At 60.5% G+C, this 14,837-nt stretch carries 13 protein-coding genes; 9 read left to right on the top strand and 4 right to left on the bottom strand.

The annotated features are described in order from the left end of the window. Positions 1–38: 38 nt before the first annotated feature. The 3 genes from H5J25_RS02065 to H5J25_RS02055 all read left to right on the top strand — a co-directional run bounded on the left by H5J25_RS02065 (position 39) and on the right by H5J25_RS02055 (position 3,759). Positions 39–1,361 (top strand): glycoside hydrolase family 1 protein, encoded by a 1,323-nt coding sequence (locus H5J25_RS02065; protein WP_202094254.1) that lies wholly within the window; start codon positions 39–41, stop codon positions 1,359–1,361. Continuing rightward, positions 1,358–2,539: a DUF3089 domain-containing protein gene (locus tag H5J25_RS02060; RefSeq protein ID WP_202094251.1), complete on the top strand. Its 1,182-nt coding sequence runs from the start codon at positions 1,358–1,360 to the stop codon at positions 2,537–2,539. The genes H5J25_RS02065 and H5J25_RS02060 overlap by 4 nt, the downstream gene beginning before the upstream one ends. A gap of 113 nt (positions 2,540–2,652) precedes the next feature. After that, the gene (locus H5J25_RS02055) at positions 2,653–3,759 is read left to right on the top strand and encodes an SGNH/GDSL hydrolase family protein (protein ID WP_202094249.1); all 1,107 of its coding nucleotides are present in this window, start codon (positions 2,653–2,655) and stop codon (positions 3,757–3,759) included. Positions 3,760–4,015: 256 nt separating this feature from the next. Here H5J25_RS02055 and H5J25_RS02050 read toward each other — a convergent pair whose 3' ends face one another. Beyond that, on the bottom strand, positions 4,016–4,615 hold the full coding sequence (locus H5J25_RS02050; RefSeq protein WP_202094248.1) for a TetR/AcrR family transcriptional regulator: 600 nt from the start codon (positions 4,613–4,615) through the stop codon (positions 4,016–4,018). A gap of 134 nt (positions 4,616–4,749) precedes the next feature. On the opposite strand from H5J25_RS02050, the gene H5J25_RS02045 reads away from it, so the two are divergent. Then, positions 4,750–6,891, top strand: a complete 2,142-nt coding sequence (locus H5J25_RS02045) for a TonB-dependent receptor (RefSeq protein ID WP_202094247.1) — start codon at positions 4,750–4,752, stop codon at positions 6,889–6,891. Beyond that, the gene (locus H5J25_RS02040; protein WP_202094246.1) at positions 6,888–7,907 is read left to right on the top strand and encodes an alpha/beta fold hydrolase; all 1,020 of its coding nucleotides are present in this window, start codon (positions 6,888–6,890) and stop codon (positions 7,905–7,907) included. Before H5J25_RS02045 ends, H5J25_RS02040 begins: the two co-directional genes overlap by 4 nt. A gap of 692 nt (positions 7,908–8,599) precedes the next feature. Here the strand turns inward: H5J25_RS02040 and H5J25_RS02035 are convergent. Beyond that, positions 8,600–8,836 carry a hypothetical protein gene (locus H5J25_RS02035; protein ID WP_202094245.1) on the bottom strand — a complete coding sequence of 79 codons (237 nt, stop codon included), beginning with the start codon at positions 8,834–8,836 and terminating at the stop codon, positions 8,600–8,602. 135 nt (positions 8,837–8,971) lie between these two features. On the opposite strand from H5J25_RS02035, the gene H5J25_RS02030 reads away from it, so the two are divergent. The 3 genes from H5J25_RS02030 (at position 8,972) to H5J25_RS02020 (ending at position 10,922) form a co-directional block, all read left to right on the top strand. Continuing rightward, a complete protein-coding gene (locus H5J25_RS02030; protein WP_202094244.1) occupies positions 8,972–9,175 on the top strand; it encodes a hypothetical protein in 204 nt (67 codons plus the stop codon). Between the two features lie 92 nt (positions 9,176–9,267). Then, complete coding sequence (locus tag H5J25_RS02025; protein ID WP_202094243.1) at positions 9,268–9,654, top strand: LexA family protein; 387 nt, start codon at positions 9,268–9,270, stop codon at positions 9,652–9,654. Next, positions 9,651–10,922: a Y-family DNA polymerase gene (locus tag H5J25_RS02020; protein ID WP_202094241.1), complete on the top strand. Its 1,272-nt coding sequence runs from the start codon at positions 9,651–9,653 to the stop codon at positions 10,920–10,922. Before H5J25_RS02025 ends, H5J25_RS02020 begins: the two co-directional genes overlap by 4 nt. Positions 10,923–10,968: 46 nt before the next feature. On the opposite strand, the gene H5J25_RS02015 is transcribed toward H5J25_RS02020, so the two are convergent. Together H5J25_RS02015 and H5J25_RS02010 are read right to left on the bottom strand one after the other, a co-directional pair. Beyond that, entirely contained in the window at positions 10,969–12,138 is a 1,170-nt protein-coding gene (locus tag H5J25_RS02015) for a helix-turn-helix domain-containing protein (protein ID WP_202094239.1), read from the bottom strand. 71 nt (positions 12,139–12,209) lie between these two features. Next, on the bottom strand, positions 12,210–13,730 hold the full coding sequence (locus tag H5J25_RS02010; RefSeq protein ID WP_202094237.1) for a recombinase family protein: 1,521 nt from the start codon (positions 13,728–13,730) through the stop codon (positions 12,210–12,212). 360 nt (positions 13,731–14,090) lie between these two features. Here H5J25_RS02010 and H5J25_RS02005 point away from each other — a divergent pair, with 360 nt between their 5' ends. Then, positions 14,091–14,723 (top strand): tyrosine-type recombinase/integrase, encoded by a 633-nt coding sequence (locus H5J25_RS02005; protein WP_202094235.1) that lies wholly within the window; start codon positions 14,091–14,093, stop codon positions 14,721–14,723. The last annotated feature ends 114 nt before the right edge of the window (positions 14,724–14,837 follow it).

Raw genomic sequence — 14,837 nt, 5'->3', positions numbered from 1 at the left:
GCCTGTTCGCCGGACGCGTACCTTCAAAGGACATCATGATGACCGATCTCTTTCCGACCCGGCGGCAGATCGTCGCGGGCAGCGTGGGCATCGCGGCGGCAGCCGCAGCCGCGTCACGATCCCGCGCCGCCGGTGCGCGCGCGGCCGCCAAAGGGTTCCTGTGGGGGACGGCGATCTCCGCGCATCAAAGCGAAGGCAACAATGTCGAGTCGGACAGCTGGTTGCTGGAAACCATCCGCCCAACCGCCTTTGCCGATCCGTCCGGCGATGCCTGCGACAGCTATGCGCGCTTCGCAGAGGATCTCGACATCGCCGCGAGGCTCGGTCTGAACTGCTATCGCTTCGGGATCGAATGGGCGAGGATCGAGCCAGCGGAGGGAATGTTCTCCGAAGCCGCGCTCGACCATTACGTCCGCGTGCTGGAGGCGTGCCACGAGCGCCAGCTGTTGCCGATCGTCACGTTCAACCATTTTACCGTGCCGTTGTGGTTCGCGATGCGCGGCGGGTTCGAGGTCGCCGACGGTGCGGATCTGTTCGCACGGTTCTGCGCCCGCGCGACAGAGCGGCTCGGGCCGCTGATCGGAATGGCATCGACCTTCAACGAGGCGAATATCGTGCTGCTGCGCAAGGTGCTGCCCCGCTTCGCCAGTGATGCGGCGGCGGCGAATGCGCGCGCGATGGTCGCGGCGGCTGCGCTGCAGACCGCGTCGCCGCACTTCTCGTCAATGCTGTTTGGCGATCCAGACCGGATCAGCACGGTCATGCTAGATGCGCATGCCAAGGGCTATGCCGCGATCAAGGCCGGGCCGGGCGACTTCCCCGTCGGCGTCACGCTATCGATGCAGGAGATACAGGCCGTCGGGCCCGGCAATCTTGCCGGTCAGGCGGAGCACACGATGTACGGCGGCTGGATCGACGCGGCGCGGAAAGCGGATTTCGTCGGAGTGCAGACCTATTCGCGGTTGCGCATCGACCATAAGGGATTGATGCCGCCCGAACCCGGCGTGCCGCTGACCGACATGGGCTACGAGAATTACCCCAGCGCGATCGGCGCGACGATCCGCTACGCCGCCAAGCATATCGGACGCCCGATCTACCTCACCGAAACTGGGATCGCCGCGACCGACGACCGGGTCCGCGCGCGCTTCATCGACGCCACGGTCGCCGAAGTCGCACGGTGCATCGCGGACGGGATTCCGGTCAAAGGCTATCTCTACTGGTCGCTGCTCGACAATTTCGAATGGACCTCGGGCTATGCGAAGCAGTTCGGGCTTGTCGCGGTGGATCGCACGACGTTCAGGCGCACGATCAAGCCGAGCGCCTTCACGCTGGCAGCGCATGCCAAGGCCGACCGCCTGTGAGCTGGCCGAAGCGTCGCTGGTGTCGCACGACGCTGATCGCGCTCGCGTCGGTCGTCGTCGCGGGGTTGATCGCCTTCACCGCGATCGGCGGATGGGGCCTGATCGCCAGCCTGCGCGGACCGGACCACGCCTATGATCCGCGAGCCGTCCCGCCGGCGCCGGATTATGCGGCGTCCGAGGCGTGGCTAGCGTTACCGGGGCGGAACGGGCTGGAACGCTCGACACCCGTCGGCCTCGCGGCGATCGACGAACGGGCGGCACTGGCGGATGTGTTCTTCGTCCATCCCACGACGTTCAAGGGCAGTGCGGTATGGGTCGCGCCGTTCGACGCATCCGATGCCGCCGCGCCGCTCAATCCCGTCGTCCTGCTCGGGCAGGTCAGCGTCTTTAACGGGTGTTGCCGGCTCTACGCGCCACGCTATCGTCAGGCGACGCTGGCAGCGCTCAAGGAACCGCGGGCGATGCAGGTCGCCTATTCAGACGTCGCGGCGGCATTCCGGTATTACATCGCGCACCTCAATCACGGCCGGTCGTTTATCATCGCATCGCACAGCCAGGGTACGGCGCATGCCATCCGGCTGCTACAGGCCGAAATCCTGGGATCGCCGTTACAGCGGCAACTGGTCGCCGCCTATCTGATCGGCGGATACGTGCCCGATACGTTCGGCGACATCGGCTTGCCGATGTGCGTCGGCGCCCGGCACACCGGATGCGTGATATCGTACAATACGAGCCAAGCGGGACGAACCGGCGCGCGGATGATCACCGACAACAAGACCTATTGGTGGCGCGGAGCACTGACCACGCAGGGTCGATCCGACGCTCTGTGCGTAAATCCGTTGACATGGCGCCCGGACCGGCCGGCCGCGGCGGACGCCAATCCCGGCAGCCTCCCCTTCCCCGCCGCGCCGTTCGGCAGCGTCGCCAAGCGCATGCCTGCACTGGTGCCGCAGCTAACCGCCGCCAAGTGTCGCGGCCATCTGCTCGAGGTCGACATACCCTGGTCTGCACCGGCGGGGTTCAACGACAAGCTCAGTTGGGTATTCGGCAGCTATCATCTGAACGATTACGGCATATTCTACGCCGCGATCCGCCAGAATGCGATCGACCGGGTGGCGGCGTGGAGGAGCGATGCGGCCGCGGCCGGTAATCAGGATCGGGAGCGTAACACGTTATGATGATGCGGATGATCGGCGGCTGCGCTATATTCCTAGGCGTTCTTTCATATCCCGCCGCTGCGCGTCCGGCGTCGCATTGGGCAGCGAGCTGGGCGGCGTCTCCAGCGCCCCCGATGGCGTCAGGCCCGGGACTGCCGGGGGAGGCGTTGGCGAAGGCGTTTAACAACCAGACGATCGTCCAGACGGTGCGCCTCAGCGCCGGCGGGACAGGCCTGCGTATCCGACTGACCAACGAATACGGCTCACAACCGCTAAAGATTGGAGCGGCGCGCGTGGCGCTGGTCGATGACAAGGGCGTTGAGGTGACCGGGAGCTCGCGAACGGTGACGTTCAGCGGGATCGGCGGAACGATCATCCCGGCCGGTTCGCCTTGGCTGAGCGATACGGTCGACTTGAAGATCCCCGACCGCGCGCGACTTCGGATCACGCTATATTTTCCCGAGGATACGGGACTGTGTACCTGCCACGCGGCTGGCGGCGAGACCGGCCAGGTTTCGCCCCGCGGCAACTTCATCGATGCGCCGTTCGATGCCGAAAGCACCATCACGGCGCGCGCGTTCATCTCCGAGGTCGATATAAAGCAAGCGACACCTCGTCCGGTCGTCGTGACCTATGGAGATTCCATAACCGATGGCTATTCCTCCACCCTGAACCAGGACAGACGCTGGCCCGATCGCCTTTCTGAACGACTTGCAGCAAACGGATCGAAGCGCGGGTTCGGTGTCGCGAACGCTGCCATTTCGGGCAACCGCATCCTGGCCGATGGCGCGATCCCGCTGTTCGGGCAAAGCGCGATCGCGCGGTTCGACCGAGATGTCCTGTCCGTTCCGGGCGTCAGCACCGTGATCCTGCTCATTGGAGTGAACGATATCGGTCGCGGCGGCGACGCGCCGATCAGCGCAGACGCACTTATCGCAGGATATCGCCAGATGATTACCCGGGCGAAAGCGCACGGGATCTGGGTCGTGGGCGGAACCATCCTGCCATATGAAGGCGCAAGCTATTATCGGGCAGATGGAAACGCCGTGCGCCAGACCATTAATCGCTGGATCCTGTCATCCGGCGAGTTCGACGGAACAATCGATTTCGACCGCGCGACACGCGATCCCGCTCGCCCCAATCGGCTGCGCGCCAATCTTCAATCCGGCGACTGGCTTCACCCCAACGACGAGGGTTACCGCGTCATGGGAAACGCGATCCCGCTCAGTGTGCTCCGTTAAAAACGAATTTAACGGTCGGGACGGGTTGATCAGTCGCTAGTCTCATTAGACCCAGAAGGCGACATTCACGAGGGAGCTTCTGGCATCGTAAATCGGTCGGTCGTTCATCTCAGCCGCAACCGCGACGGCGATCAACCTGCTTCTATCGTTAGAACGGCAAGCTGCGTGTCGATCTCGCCCCAATTGCAAGACTTATCGTTAGATCAAGAACAGCAATGAGATCAGGACTTGGCAACCGCAAATCTCGCCGAGCCGATTATGGTCGCTCCTCCCGTTCAGCGATTTGAACGGGTTGAACGTTACCCGCGTCAAACTGATCCTTGAGAAGCGCGTCAAGCATATAGTTCAAGGCTTCCCGCATACTGTCTTCCTGGTCGGCGCCCTGCTTATCAACGCCCAAGGCCATCGACGCGACAAGTCCAGTAGCAAAAATTTGTATAACAAGCGCGATCGGCGGTAAGGATTTCCCGGAGTGCTTGCTCACTTTAGACAGGACGGCTGAGTTTCGCGACAAGGCGGCTCGCATGTGCTGGATATTCTCCTGCAGGATAGCACGCAGCGCTGGCTGCTGCAGGCTGTATGCCCAAGCCTCAAGTTCCAGCCGCGTAGATCGAGGATCGCCGTCATGCGCGTAAGCGTAGAGGCGGTCGGCGAGAGCATCCACTTGCCTTATTTCCGCAAGACCATCGAAAGCACCGCGATGATCGCCCGCGATCGCCTCGATCGCGGCGTCCTTGCTGGCAAAATATCCGTAAAAAGCGCCTTTGCTGATCCCAGCCTCGATGCAGATTTCCTCCACCGACACGGCGATCCCGCGTTCCGCGAAACACCGTCGAGCGGCGTTGACAATGTTCATGCGCCGCGCGGCAGATACGACAGATGACAGTTTTGGCATCGCGAGGAGATAGCGTTTTACCGAGCCGCTACACAAGCTGCTTGACAAAACCGACTAGTCGGTCAGTTTGGCCCAGGGGCATAAGGGAATGCGATATGAAAGCTGTATTGGGTCTCGGATTGGCCGCTTCGGCCTCGCTGTTTTCTACGCAGGCGTCGGCGCAGGCCTCCGCCGCGACGCCCGTAGCGGTCGAAGAAGCAGACAGCACCAGTGACGGAGGTGACATTATCGTCACCGCCACGAAGCGCGCCGAGCGTGTCCGGGACATATCGGGATCGGTTACCGCCTTCGACGAAAAGGCCTTGGAATCGATCGGTGCGCGATCCTATGCGGACTATCTGACCCGCACGCCGGGCGTTGTGTTCAACCAGACGGTGCCGGGCAATTCGGCGGCGATCATCCGCGGTGTCGCGACGACCACGGGCATTGCGCAGGCGCAAGGTACGACGGGCTATTTCATCAACGACGTGCCGCTGACGGATCCGTTCTATTCGGGCGGCATACCGGATATCGACACATTCGACGTGGACAATGTCGCGGTGCTGCGCGGGCCGCAGGGCTCGCTGTTCGGGTCATCGTCGATGGGGGGCGCGATCAACTATCAGGCGGCTCGTCCTGACCTGAATGCGTTCGACGCGCATGTCCGGGCCGGGATCGAAGAAGTGCGCCATGGCGGAACCGGACTGTCGGGCAACGCGATGCTGAACGTGCCGGTCGTCCGCGACGTGCTGGCGGTGCGCGGTGTATACGGCCAACGGCGCATCGCGGGGTTCGTAGACAATGTCGGCACCGGGCGACGCGACACCAATCGCACGTCGATCGACGGAGGGCGCATTCTGGTTACGCTGGCGCCCGCCGCCGGTACGACACTCAACTACCTGTTCCTGCAACAGACACAGCAAACCGACGACGCGGGGTCCACGCAGCCGTCGGTTGGCCGCTACGCCAAGAGTACTCGGATTGCAGAGCCGTTCCGATATCGTACGACGCTGCACAACTTGCGCCTCGATCAGGATGTAGGATTTGCCACGTTGACGGCGACGGCAACGCGTCATTTGAAGCGTTTTTCCGGCCAGCAGGATTATTCAGGACTTGCGCCTGCATTGGCGCCAGCAGCGTTTGTCGAACCAGGTCGTAGCCGCGGGACGACTTTCGAGGCGCGGTTGGCGTCGCCTAGTGGCCAACGATTTGAATATCTTATTGGAGCATTCCACGATTCTACGCGTGAGCAGATCGTCAACCAGTTGAACGCGCCCGCTGCGGTGCCGGTCTTCGGTACGCCGACGCTGATCGACGCTCTCGTCCGAATTCGCGGCAAGGAAAGCGCGATCTTCGGCGAGGGAACGTTCCGCTTTACCGACACGCTGAAGGTCACCGCAGGTGGTCGTCTGTTCAGGACCCGCCTGGAGACGACGACAACACAGGGCGGCCCGTTGTCGGGCCCGACCACGACGACCAGCGGCGGATCCGAGCAGACCGGATTCTCGCCCAAAGTGTCGGTGACCTGGCAGCCTGACACCGACAATCTGGTGTACGCCCTGGCCTCGCGCGGGTTTCGCTTCGGCGGTCCGAACATTGCGCGTGATCCCGCATTCGCTATTCCAACGCAGTTCAACTCGGACTCGCTCTGGAATTACGAGCTTGGCGCGCGGACCACGCAGTTGGACGGACGTCTCCAGTTGGATGCGACACTGTACTGGATAGACTGGGACGACATTCAAGTGACGCAGCGCAGCACGAGCGGCTTCATCTACACCGCCAATGCCGGACGCGCGCGCAACCGCGGATTCGAGGCCAGCGCTACGTACCGACCGGCTCGTGCGCTCGCGGTCCAGGGGTCGCTGACCTATCTCGACGGCGAATTGCGACGACCGTTCGGAAGTGGTGCGGGGCTGGTACCAGCGGGATCGGCCTTGCCGGGTGCGTCGCGCTGGCAGGTATCGGACTCGATCACGTACGCGCCGATCAATAGTCGCTTCGCACCGACCTTCGCACTGTCGCATCGCTATATTTCGAGCGCACCGGGTGAACTGACGCCGTCACCGCGTCGGCAGGGCGGTTATAATATCTTCGACCTGCGCCTGGGCGCTACGATTGCCGGGTTCGGCGTGTCCGGGTTTATCGAGAATATCGGCGACACACGCGGCGTATCGCAGGCAGCGACAGGGGTGCGCGGACCTGTAGAGTTCCTCGTTCGGCCACGCACGATCGGCATCACGCTGGATTACCGCCTGTGAAAATCTGGGTAGCAGCAGCGCTGATGTTGGCAGTGGGTACGCCCGTATCGGCCCACGCGCAGGAGCGTTACGATTGTCGCACCACAGCAACCGGGAAGGACAGTTTCTGCCAGGTTGGCGATTTGCGATTGAATTTCGTGGACTGGGGCGGTCGGGGGCCGGCGATCATCCTGCTTACCGGGCTGGGTAATTCGGCGCATATCTATGACGAATTCGCGCCTCTGCTCGCCCAGCGGCACCGCGTCATTGCTATTACTCGGCGTGGCTACGGCGCGTCCGGTTCGCCGGCCGATGGCGACTATTCCAACGCCACACTGGTGCGCGACATTTTGGGCGTGATGGACGGCCTGGGAATTCACCGCGCGTCGTTCATCGGTCATAGCATCGCCGGGGGCGAACTCGCCACGCTCGGCGCGGATCATTCCGATCGGGTCGACCGGCTTATTTATCTCGACTCGGCCTATGATCGTTCGCGCGCGTTGGAATTGATGGCGGCACTTCCGACGATGCCCCTACCGGGTACAGCAGATCGCGCGACGCTCGACGCCTTCGCAGGGTGGCGTGCGGCGGCACTTGGCACCAAGCAGGTGCGCGCCGTCCGCAGCGACCTAGCGGCAATTACCGGCTCGGGACCCAACGGGTATCTGCCCAAGGCGAGCCCGCAAACCGCCGCTGCCGTGCTGCGCGGTGACATTGCTGCGAAGCCACGCTGGAATGCGATTGCCGCACCGTCGTTGGCCATCTTCACATCGAAGGACGTGCCGGATCAGGTTCCGCCCAACGCAACATCAGAGCAACGCGCTGCCTTCGTCGCCGCGTCGAACAAGGTTCTGCGTCCCTGGATGCTTGCCGCGAAAGCCGACTTCGAGCGCAACGCTCGGTGCGGGACCGCGATCGAAGTCCCGCGCAGCACGCACCACATTTTCCTTGAACGGCCGGAATGGACTGCCAAGACCGTCCTGAAGTTTGTTAGCGCCAGGAAGGTGTGTGGGCGACTTCTGATTCCGCGGCGTTGAGAATTGAGCGGCGTATCTCGTAAAAATATCAATGCTGCTGCGCGCGACGACACCGGGTACCTAAGTCCTCTCGCTGTCGACCGTGGGAATAAATACACCAGGTTGACCCAATCACGGATATTCGGACCGATGTTTCCGCTTGCCGATTCGGACGCTCGCTCATCTCGGCCTACAACCGCCACCACGCGCGATTATCCGGCCATACGAGCGGTTCCAAACTCCACGGAAGCTGCGTGCGATCAGCAACGCTCTATGACGGCTAACCCACCGCAACGCTGTGTATCGTCAACAGCGTCACCGGCAATCGTTCATTTGATACCGTCGCCAATAGGTATCCCAGCGCGTCGCAGCGCCGGCGGCTACGATCGCACAGGATAGGCTGCGACCATCGGGCAGGGTGCAGCGCGCTACGACACGTGCGTAGCTACGATCGACCGGCTGGCACGCCATCGACTTACCTAATGTCAGGCGCTGGACGATTTGCTGGCTCTGTCGGGCTTTAGCGTCCGAACAAACATACCCCCGCTGTCGGCGTCGGCACGGCTCAGCGTCTTCGAAGTCGGGCGCCTGGATACCGGCGACACGGACCTTGATACCGTTTGCGCACCACAAAGGTCCGTCACCGTCATGGATACGGGTGACGGTGCACTGGAACGCTGGAAGGTGAGCGGCGGCGAGAAGCAGTAGTAGGATCAGAGCGACATCCATTCGCTTTCAGCATCATCGATCGCGGCGAACGCGTCGCCATCGGCCTGCTGACTGCGTAGATGCTTACGCACTGCCTCGGGATCGCCGTTCTTTGGGAATGTCCGGTCCGCCCGCGCCGCATCCGCAATGCCATCGATCCAGTCGCCCCGATCGCGCTGCATCAACATCCATTTGCCGAACGCCATCCTCGGCTCCTGATCGTCGTCGTTATGGTCAGTCATATCGTGTCCTTCGAATCGTCGGCGGCTTCATCGCATCCGAAGTCTGTTCCCGCAATGTTCTTGCGAATCAGATTGCTATGCGCCTAGCTATGATCCGCGCCGCCGCTGCGGTGATGCGACAATCTGGAGGATGCCATGCAGCACGATCTGCAACTGCGTGCGGCTGCGCACGCGATTTACGACGCCTGCTATCCGACCGAGGAATGGGCGCCGGTGCCGTTCGATGAGGCAGAGCGGTTCGGGACCGTGCACTACCGCCAAGCGGTCGGTGCAGCTCAGGAAGCGCGCTGCGTGCTTGGTCCGCGGCCTGAACAGCTTTCGCTCGCAACGATCCTTTAGCCGTGCCGCACGGGAACGGGCCGCGCCCGATCGTATCGCTTCTACGCCCCCGGCTTGAGGCTATCACGCTTCACGACGTTCCGTTTGAGCTGGTGCCGCGTGAAGTCCCGCTATTCCTCAGCCGCACGCCGGCCGGGTTCCCGTCCCCAGCGCAGGACGACATGGAAGAGCCGATCGATCTCGGCGCCTGGCTCGTCGAGCATCCCGCGGCCAGCTACATAATGCGGGTCGAGGGGCAATCGATGGCCGGCGTCGGGATTAATGACGGCGACCTGATTGTGGTCAACCGGGCGAAGAAGCCCCGATCGGGCGCGGTTGTTGTCGCGCTGGTCCACGGTGATCGGACGCTGAAGCGGCTGCGCTACGTCGGGGGCCGACACTGGCTCGTGCCAGAGGCTGACGGGTTCGATCAGATATTGGTCGATGAGCATGTAGAGATATGGGGCGTCGTGGTTGGCGTTGCCCGCAAGATGCCATGACCGCGCCGATCGCATTGATCGACTGCAACAACTATTACGTGTCGTGCGAGCGGGCCTTCGACGCCAGACTGGTCGGCGTGCCGGTCATCGTGCTGTCGAACAACGACGGCTGCGCCATCGCCCGATCAGCCGAAGCCAAGGCGCTGGGGATCAAGATGGGCGATCCGATACATCACCTGCGCGACAAGGTGCGTGTGCATGGCATTCGCGTCCTGTCGTCCAACTACACGCTCTATGGCGACATGCAGCGCCGGGTCGTGGCGGCATGCGAAGCGTTCGCCCGAGACTTCGAGATCTATTCGATCGACGAGACGTTCCTCGATCTCAGCGGGTTTGAGGATCGCGATCTGGTGGCCCATTCCCGCGCGATGCGGGAACAGGTGCGGTTGTGGACGACGATCCCGACCTGTGTGGGAATCGCCGAGACGAAGACGCTGGCCAAGCTCGCCAATGCTGTCGCCAAAAAGGACAGGCGCTTCGATGGCGTGGCAGACCTGCGCGACGACGATGCTCGGCATGACGTTATGCAGGCATTTCCTGTCGAGAATGTTTGGGGCGTGGGCGGCGCCACCGCCCGCAAGCTGAACGCCTTGGGTATCGAAACAGCAGGCGCGCTCAGGGACATGCCTATGAAGCAGGCGCGCGCCGTCGGCACGGTCGTGCTGGAGCGATTGGTGGCAGAACTCCGCGGCGTGCCGTCGAACGCCGTCGAGAAGGTCGAGCCGCAACGCAAGGGCATGGCAGTCACCCGGTCGTTCGGCACGCCGGTCACGACGTTCGACAGCATGATGGGTGCACTTAGCCAATATGCCATGCGGGCCGGCGAGAAGCTGCGCCAACACGGCCTGGTCGCGGCGCGGCTGACAACGTTCTTCCATACCAATCGGCATAAGCCCGAGCGGCCGCAATATGCGGGGTCACGCACGATCGTTCTGCACCCGATGACTAACGACAGCCTGGAGTTGATCGCAGCAGCCAGGCGGGGCGCAGAGCGGGCTTGGAGGGATGGTTATGCCTACACCAAAGCAGGCATCATGCTGGACGATCTGGTTGCGTCCGATATGCGGCCTCGGACGCTGTTCGAAGGCGACGCTGACAAGCGCGATCGCCTCATGGACGCGCTCGACCAGATCAACGGACGGTTCGGTAAATGGACGGCTGTCACCGCCTCACAGGGGTTCAGGCGGGAGTGGAAGCTACGTTCGGAGATGCGCTCGCCGGCATGGACGACAAGCCTAGCAGAGGTTCCAACTGTGAGCGCGCTGTGAGCGATGTCACCGCTGCATCAATCCCGATTATCCCGAGCGCTCGACATCACACGAAGATCGCTCCAACGATCGCAGCTACACGCCCAGTTGGGAAGTCATCCAACAGCGCCTCTTTGGTTGGGCACGTAGAATAACCCGTCATTCTTCCATCCTTACCGATTGCCACGGCGAAAACACGATAACCTTCGGGTTCTTCGACTAGCGCTAAACCTCCCGCCTGCGGAAACCGATCAGGATCTACGATAACGGTAGCTTGACCGGGTAACCCACCACCCAAGGTCGCGCGCCCGATCCGTAGCGCGAAAGCACGCGCGCCCGCATACGACGGTGCGTCAATCTCAAGGCCTGCCGGTGTCATTGCGATCAGGCCATCAGCCAGAGGAGAGCCAAAGACGGAAAGTTTACGGTGAGCCCGATCAGGATCGACCCCAGATTGTGCGGGCTGATCTTCGGAAGTCGGCAGACGATCCAACGCCTCTCTCAACACGGAAACACGTTGGCGAGTTCGGGCTTGCCTGCTCGCCGCGGTCGGCAACTCGGCTAGAAACGGCCCAAGGAAGCCGGATTCGTGCTGGTTATTGAGGAGGACTTTAAGTTCGGTCAGATCGTTCACGCCGAACAGGCGGCACAGGTTGTTTATGGTTTCACTATTCCAGCGGCCTAAGCCTTTTAGCGCATTCTCTAACCGGGAGAGTATGACGGGCGGAATACCGTAATCCGTGGCCATCGTCGCCGCGGTCAGGCGTTCATCAGCCATGCGTTTCGCACGCACCGCAGCCGCGAGAAGGCTCGCCATTTGCAACTCCTCGATACTGTCGGCGATCGCTCCCTCGCCGAACGGCTCCGCCCAACTCGAAATGTCGAAAGAGCGATCCTCAACATCGAGAAGCAGATCACGAGGATCAATCCCAAGGGCAGCGCCAACCCGCTGCAACTCCTCCGGTCGCGCGAAAACCTCTCCGCGCTCGAGCTTCGATAGCCTGATGTAGGGCAGGTTAGGTATTTGAGAGGCCAATCCGAAAAGCTTGAAGAAACCGGCCTTAAGTCGCTGTTCCCGGATACGATTAGGAAAAACGATATTTCGATATGGATCGACTTCAAGGCCACCGTGTTGGCGACGTTGAACCTGATCCGGAATGGAACCCGCTCTCCGCCGCCGCCCCCTTGCGGTCGCAGAAACGGAAACCGGGTACCTCAGAGGCTTGTTTTCTTCCATGCCGTGTCGCCGTGCGATTTATTGGATATACCTACCGCATGATCCGGTAACGTAAAAAATCCATAAAATCATCAGGTGAGTTTCGGCGCACTGTGAATCGGTAATTGATGAACGAACCCTCCTACCTCGCGCATTTCGAGGATCGCTGGCGTTCCGGTAATTTTCGCGTCCGAGAACATCGTCACAAGCGCACGGTTCACTAGGAGGGCGCTTCTTACGGTAAGCACACCATCGGCTAGGCATTCCAGCGCGGTCGACACCTGCCGGATTGCCGCGACGGATGGGCGGCTTTCGTAATTTTCGGCTGCGTCGCGCATCTCTTCCTCTGCAGCGACAAGTGTCGACCTAGCGTGGTCCATCGCCTCTATTCCACGGGAGGATTGACCACGATCCTTGATCGCGCGCCGGGCCCGATCGACGCCATTTTGAGCCGTTATCAGCCTAGTACTTGTTCCATAGCGCGCGCTTTCATACGAAAAACTGCTCAGTATCTCCGGAAGAGTTTGCCGCAAGATTGCGTCGATTGGTAAATAGGGAAACTCTTTGTAGTGGTCCGCCATGCCGGCTACCGCCGCAGCACATACCATGCTCGGTCCATTCTCCGCACGGCGAACAATTTTCATCCACTGATTGCAAATCGCGCACTTAGCCAGATTCTGAAGGAGGTACCCAACGGTGCTCCGACCACTCGTATATGCTGCCATTCTGCATGCCTGGGCTCGCGCGAACTGCTCGTCAGTTACAATCGACGGGTAATAGTTCGGAATTGGCTTCAAGGGGCGCCTTACGGAGCGGCCGTTCTCAAAAGCCTGGTAGTGGGGAACGTATGTCCCGACCACGGCGCTGAAACCCACAATCGTACTTACTGCATGACGCGTCCAAGCGATGTTCGCCTGCGGCGTAGGTGCTTTTTCCCTGTTCAACGTTTCGGCAATGGCGGTGAAAGTTTTGCCTTCGTCAACGAGGTTGAAAATCCTTCGAACGGCCTGGACACGATCATGAACCTCAACGAACTTTCCGCTACCTTTGTCCAGCATGAGCCAGACAGGGCACTTCGCCGTCAGCGGCTTTGCCAAGGCAGTCGACCGTTTGGCGACCCAATTTGCTTTGGCCCTAGACGATTTAAGTTCGCTCTCCTCGTTGGCGCGGATGAAATTTATCAACGCGAATATGAGGCCCATCGGATCTCGGCGTAACTCTTCAACCGAGTACGTCCTTCGATCTGATAGCGTCACTACTGACACGCCAGCGAGAACGATTTGAGTAAGAAGGTTTTGGGCGTGCAGCGCGCTATCGCGACTCAAGCGGTCTAGGTTTTCGACCAAAAGAACGCTGCCCACAGGCACTAGGCCTGCCGAGACGGCGGTTAAGAAGTCGCCTAGGCGGCCAGAGGAGGCATTTTCACCTCTAAAACCGGAAATGCCGAAATCTCGATAGGTCAAATGCTCATCAAGTTTTAAGCCAAATTCCTCAGCGTAAGCTATTGCGAGAGATGTCTGCCGTCGGATGCTATCGCCGGCACGCTGATCTGGACTGCTGAACCGGAGGTAGGAATACGCACTTACGAGAGTATTACGACATATCGACTGCATACCACCTGCCCAGTCTATTGATCCAAAAATAATGTATCAGCGTCATTGGTGACTGCTGCAATCCCGCTTTTGCCCATCACGCAGTTTGGACATTCGGCAAAGCCAACCTCGCCCGATCAAAGCGACGATAAAAGCCGCCAGCCTTCAAGGTACCTTGTAAGACAACAAAACTTGAGCTTGATTCCAATTCCTCCAATCGAGAGGACCTTTAACGAGGGTGTTTTAACCCCAAAGGCAGGACTCCATGTCATTGTTTCCTCTCTTTTTGTTAGTTCGCAACGCGAAAACCTAATTTGCAAATTGACTATTAGCTCTGACCGGATAGTTTTATCGAACGATACAGCCTCTTGGAGATGAGCTATGGGGCACTCGCCGCTTGATCCTGGATTTGCCGAACGCCGCCCTTGGAATGAAGGACACCTGATCGGTGCTAAGCGTGCCCTGAAACAGCAGCAGGTCTGGGCAACACGCTTCTGGTTGGACCAGCACCGGCGATTACGCGACCGGGCGCTTTTCGACTTCGCGATCGACAGCAAGTTACGCGGTTGCGACATCGTCAAAGTTCGGATCGGCGATGTAGTATCGGGCGCACGCGTTCGCGACCGAGCGATCATAGTGCAGCAGAAGACCAATCGGCCGGTTCAATTTGAGTTGATGGACACGGCTCGAAAGAGCATACGCGCGTGGCTGGAGCGGCGCGGCGGTACGCTAAGAGACTACATTTTCCCAAGTCGAAACGATTATATGAGTCATTTGAGCACGCGCCAATATGCCCGCCTTGTTCGGGAATGGGTAGTTGCTATCGGTCTCCAGCCGCAGGATTACGGTACCCACTCTCTAAGACGAACAAAAGCGTCGATCATTTACAAGGCGACCGGCAATCTGAGGGCGGTCCAGATATTGCTCGGCCACGCCAAAATCGACAGCACGGTACGTTACCTTGGGGTGGATGTTGAGGATGCGCTAGAACTGGCAGAACGAACCGAGGTCTGAATTAACCTATTTGCGGTCCTTTCGGATACTCCGTTCGTTCACCAATTTCAGACACTCATTCAAAAACTGGCATATCTTCGGACCTGATAGCGAAGCGTCCCATGTTCAACCCGC

Source organism: Sphingomonas aliaeris (assembly GCF_016743815.1).
In the GTDB taxonomy this organism is placed as follows: Bacteria; Pseudomonadota; Alphaproteobacteria; order Sphingomonadales; family Sphingomonadaceae; genus Sphingomonas; species Sphingomonas aliaeris.
Note: the sequence above shows the minus strand (reverse complement) of the source record. Positions and strands in the feature narration are given on the sequence as shown.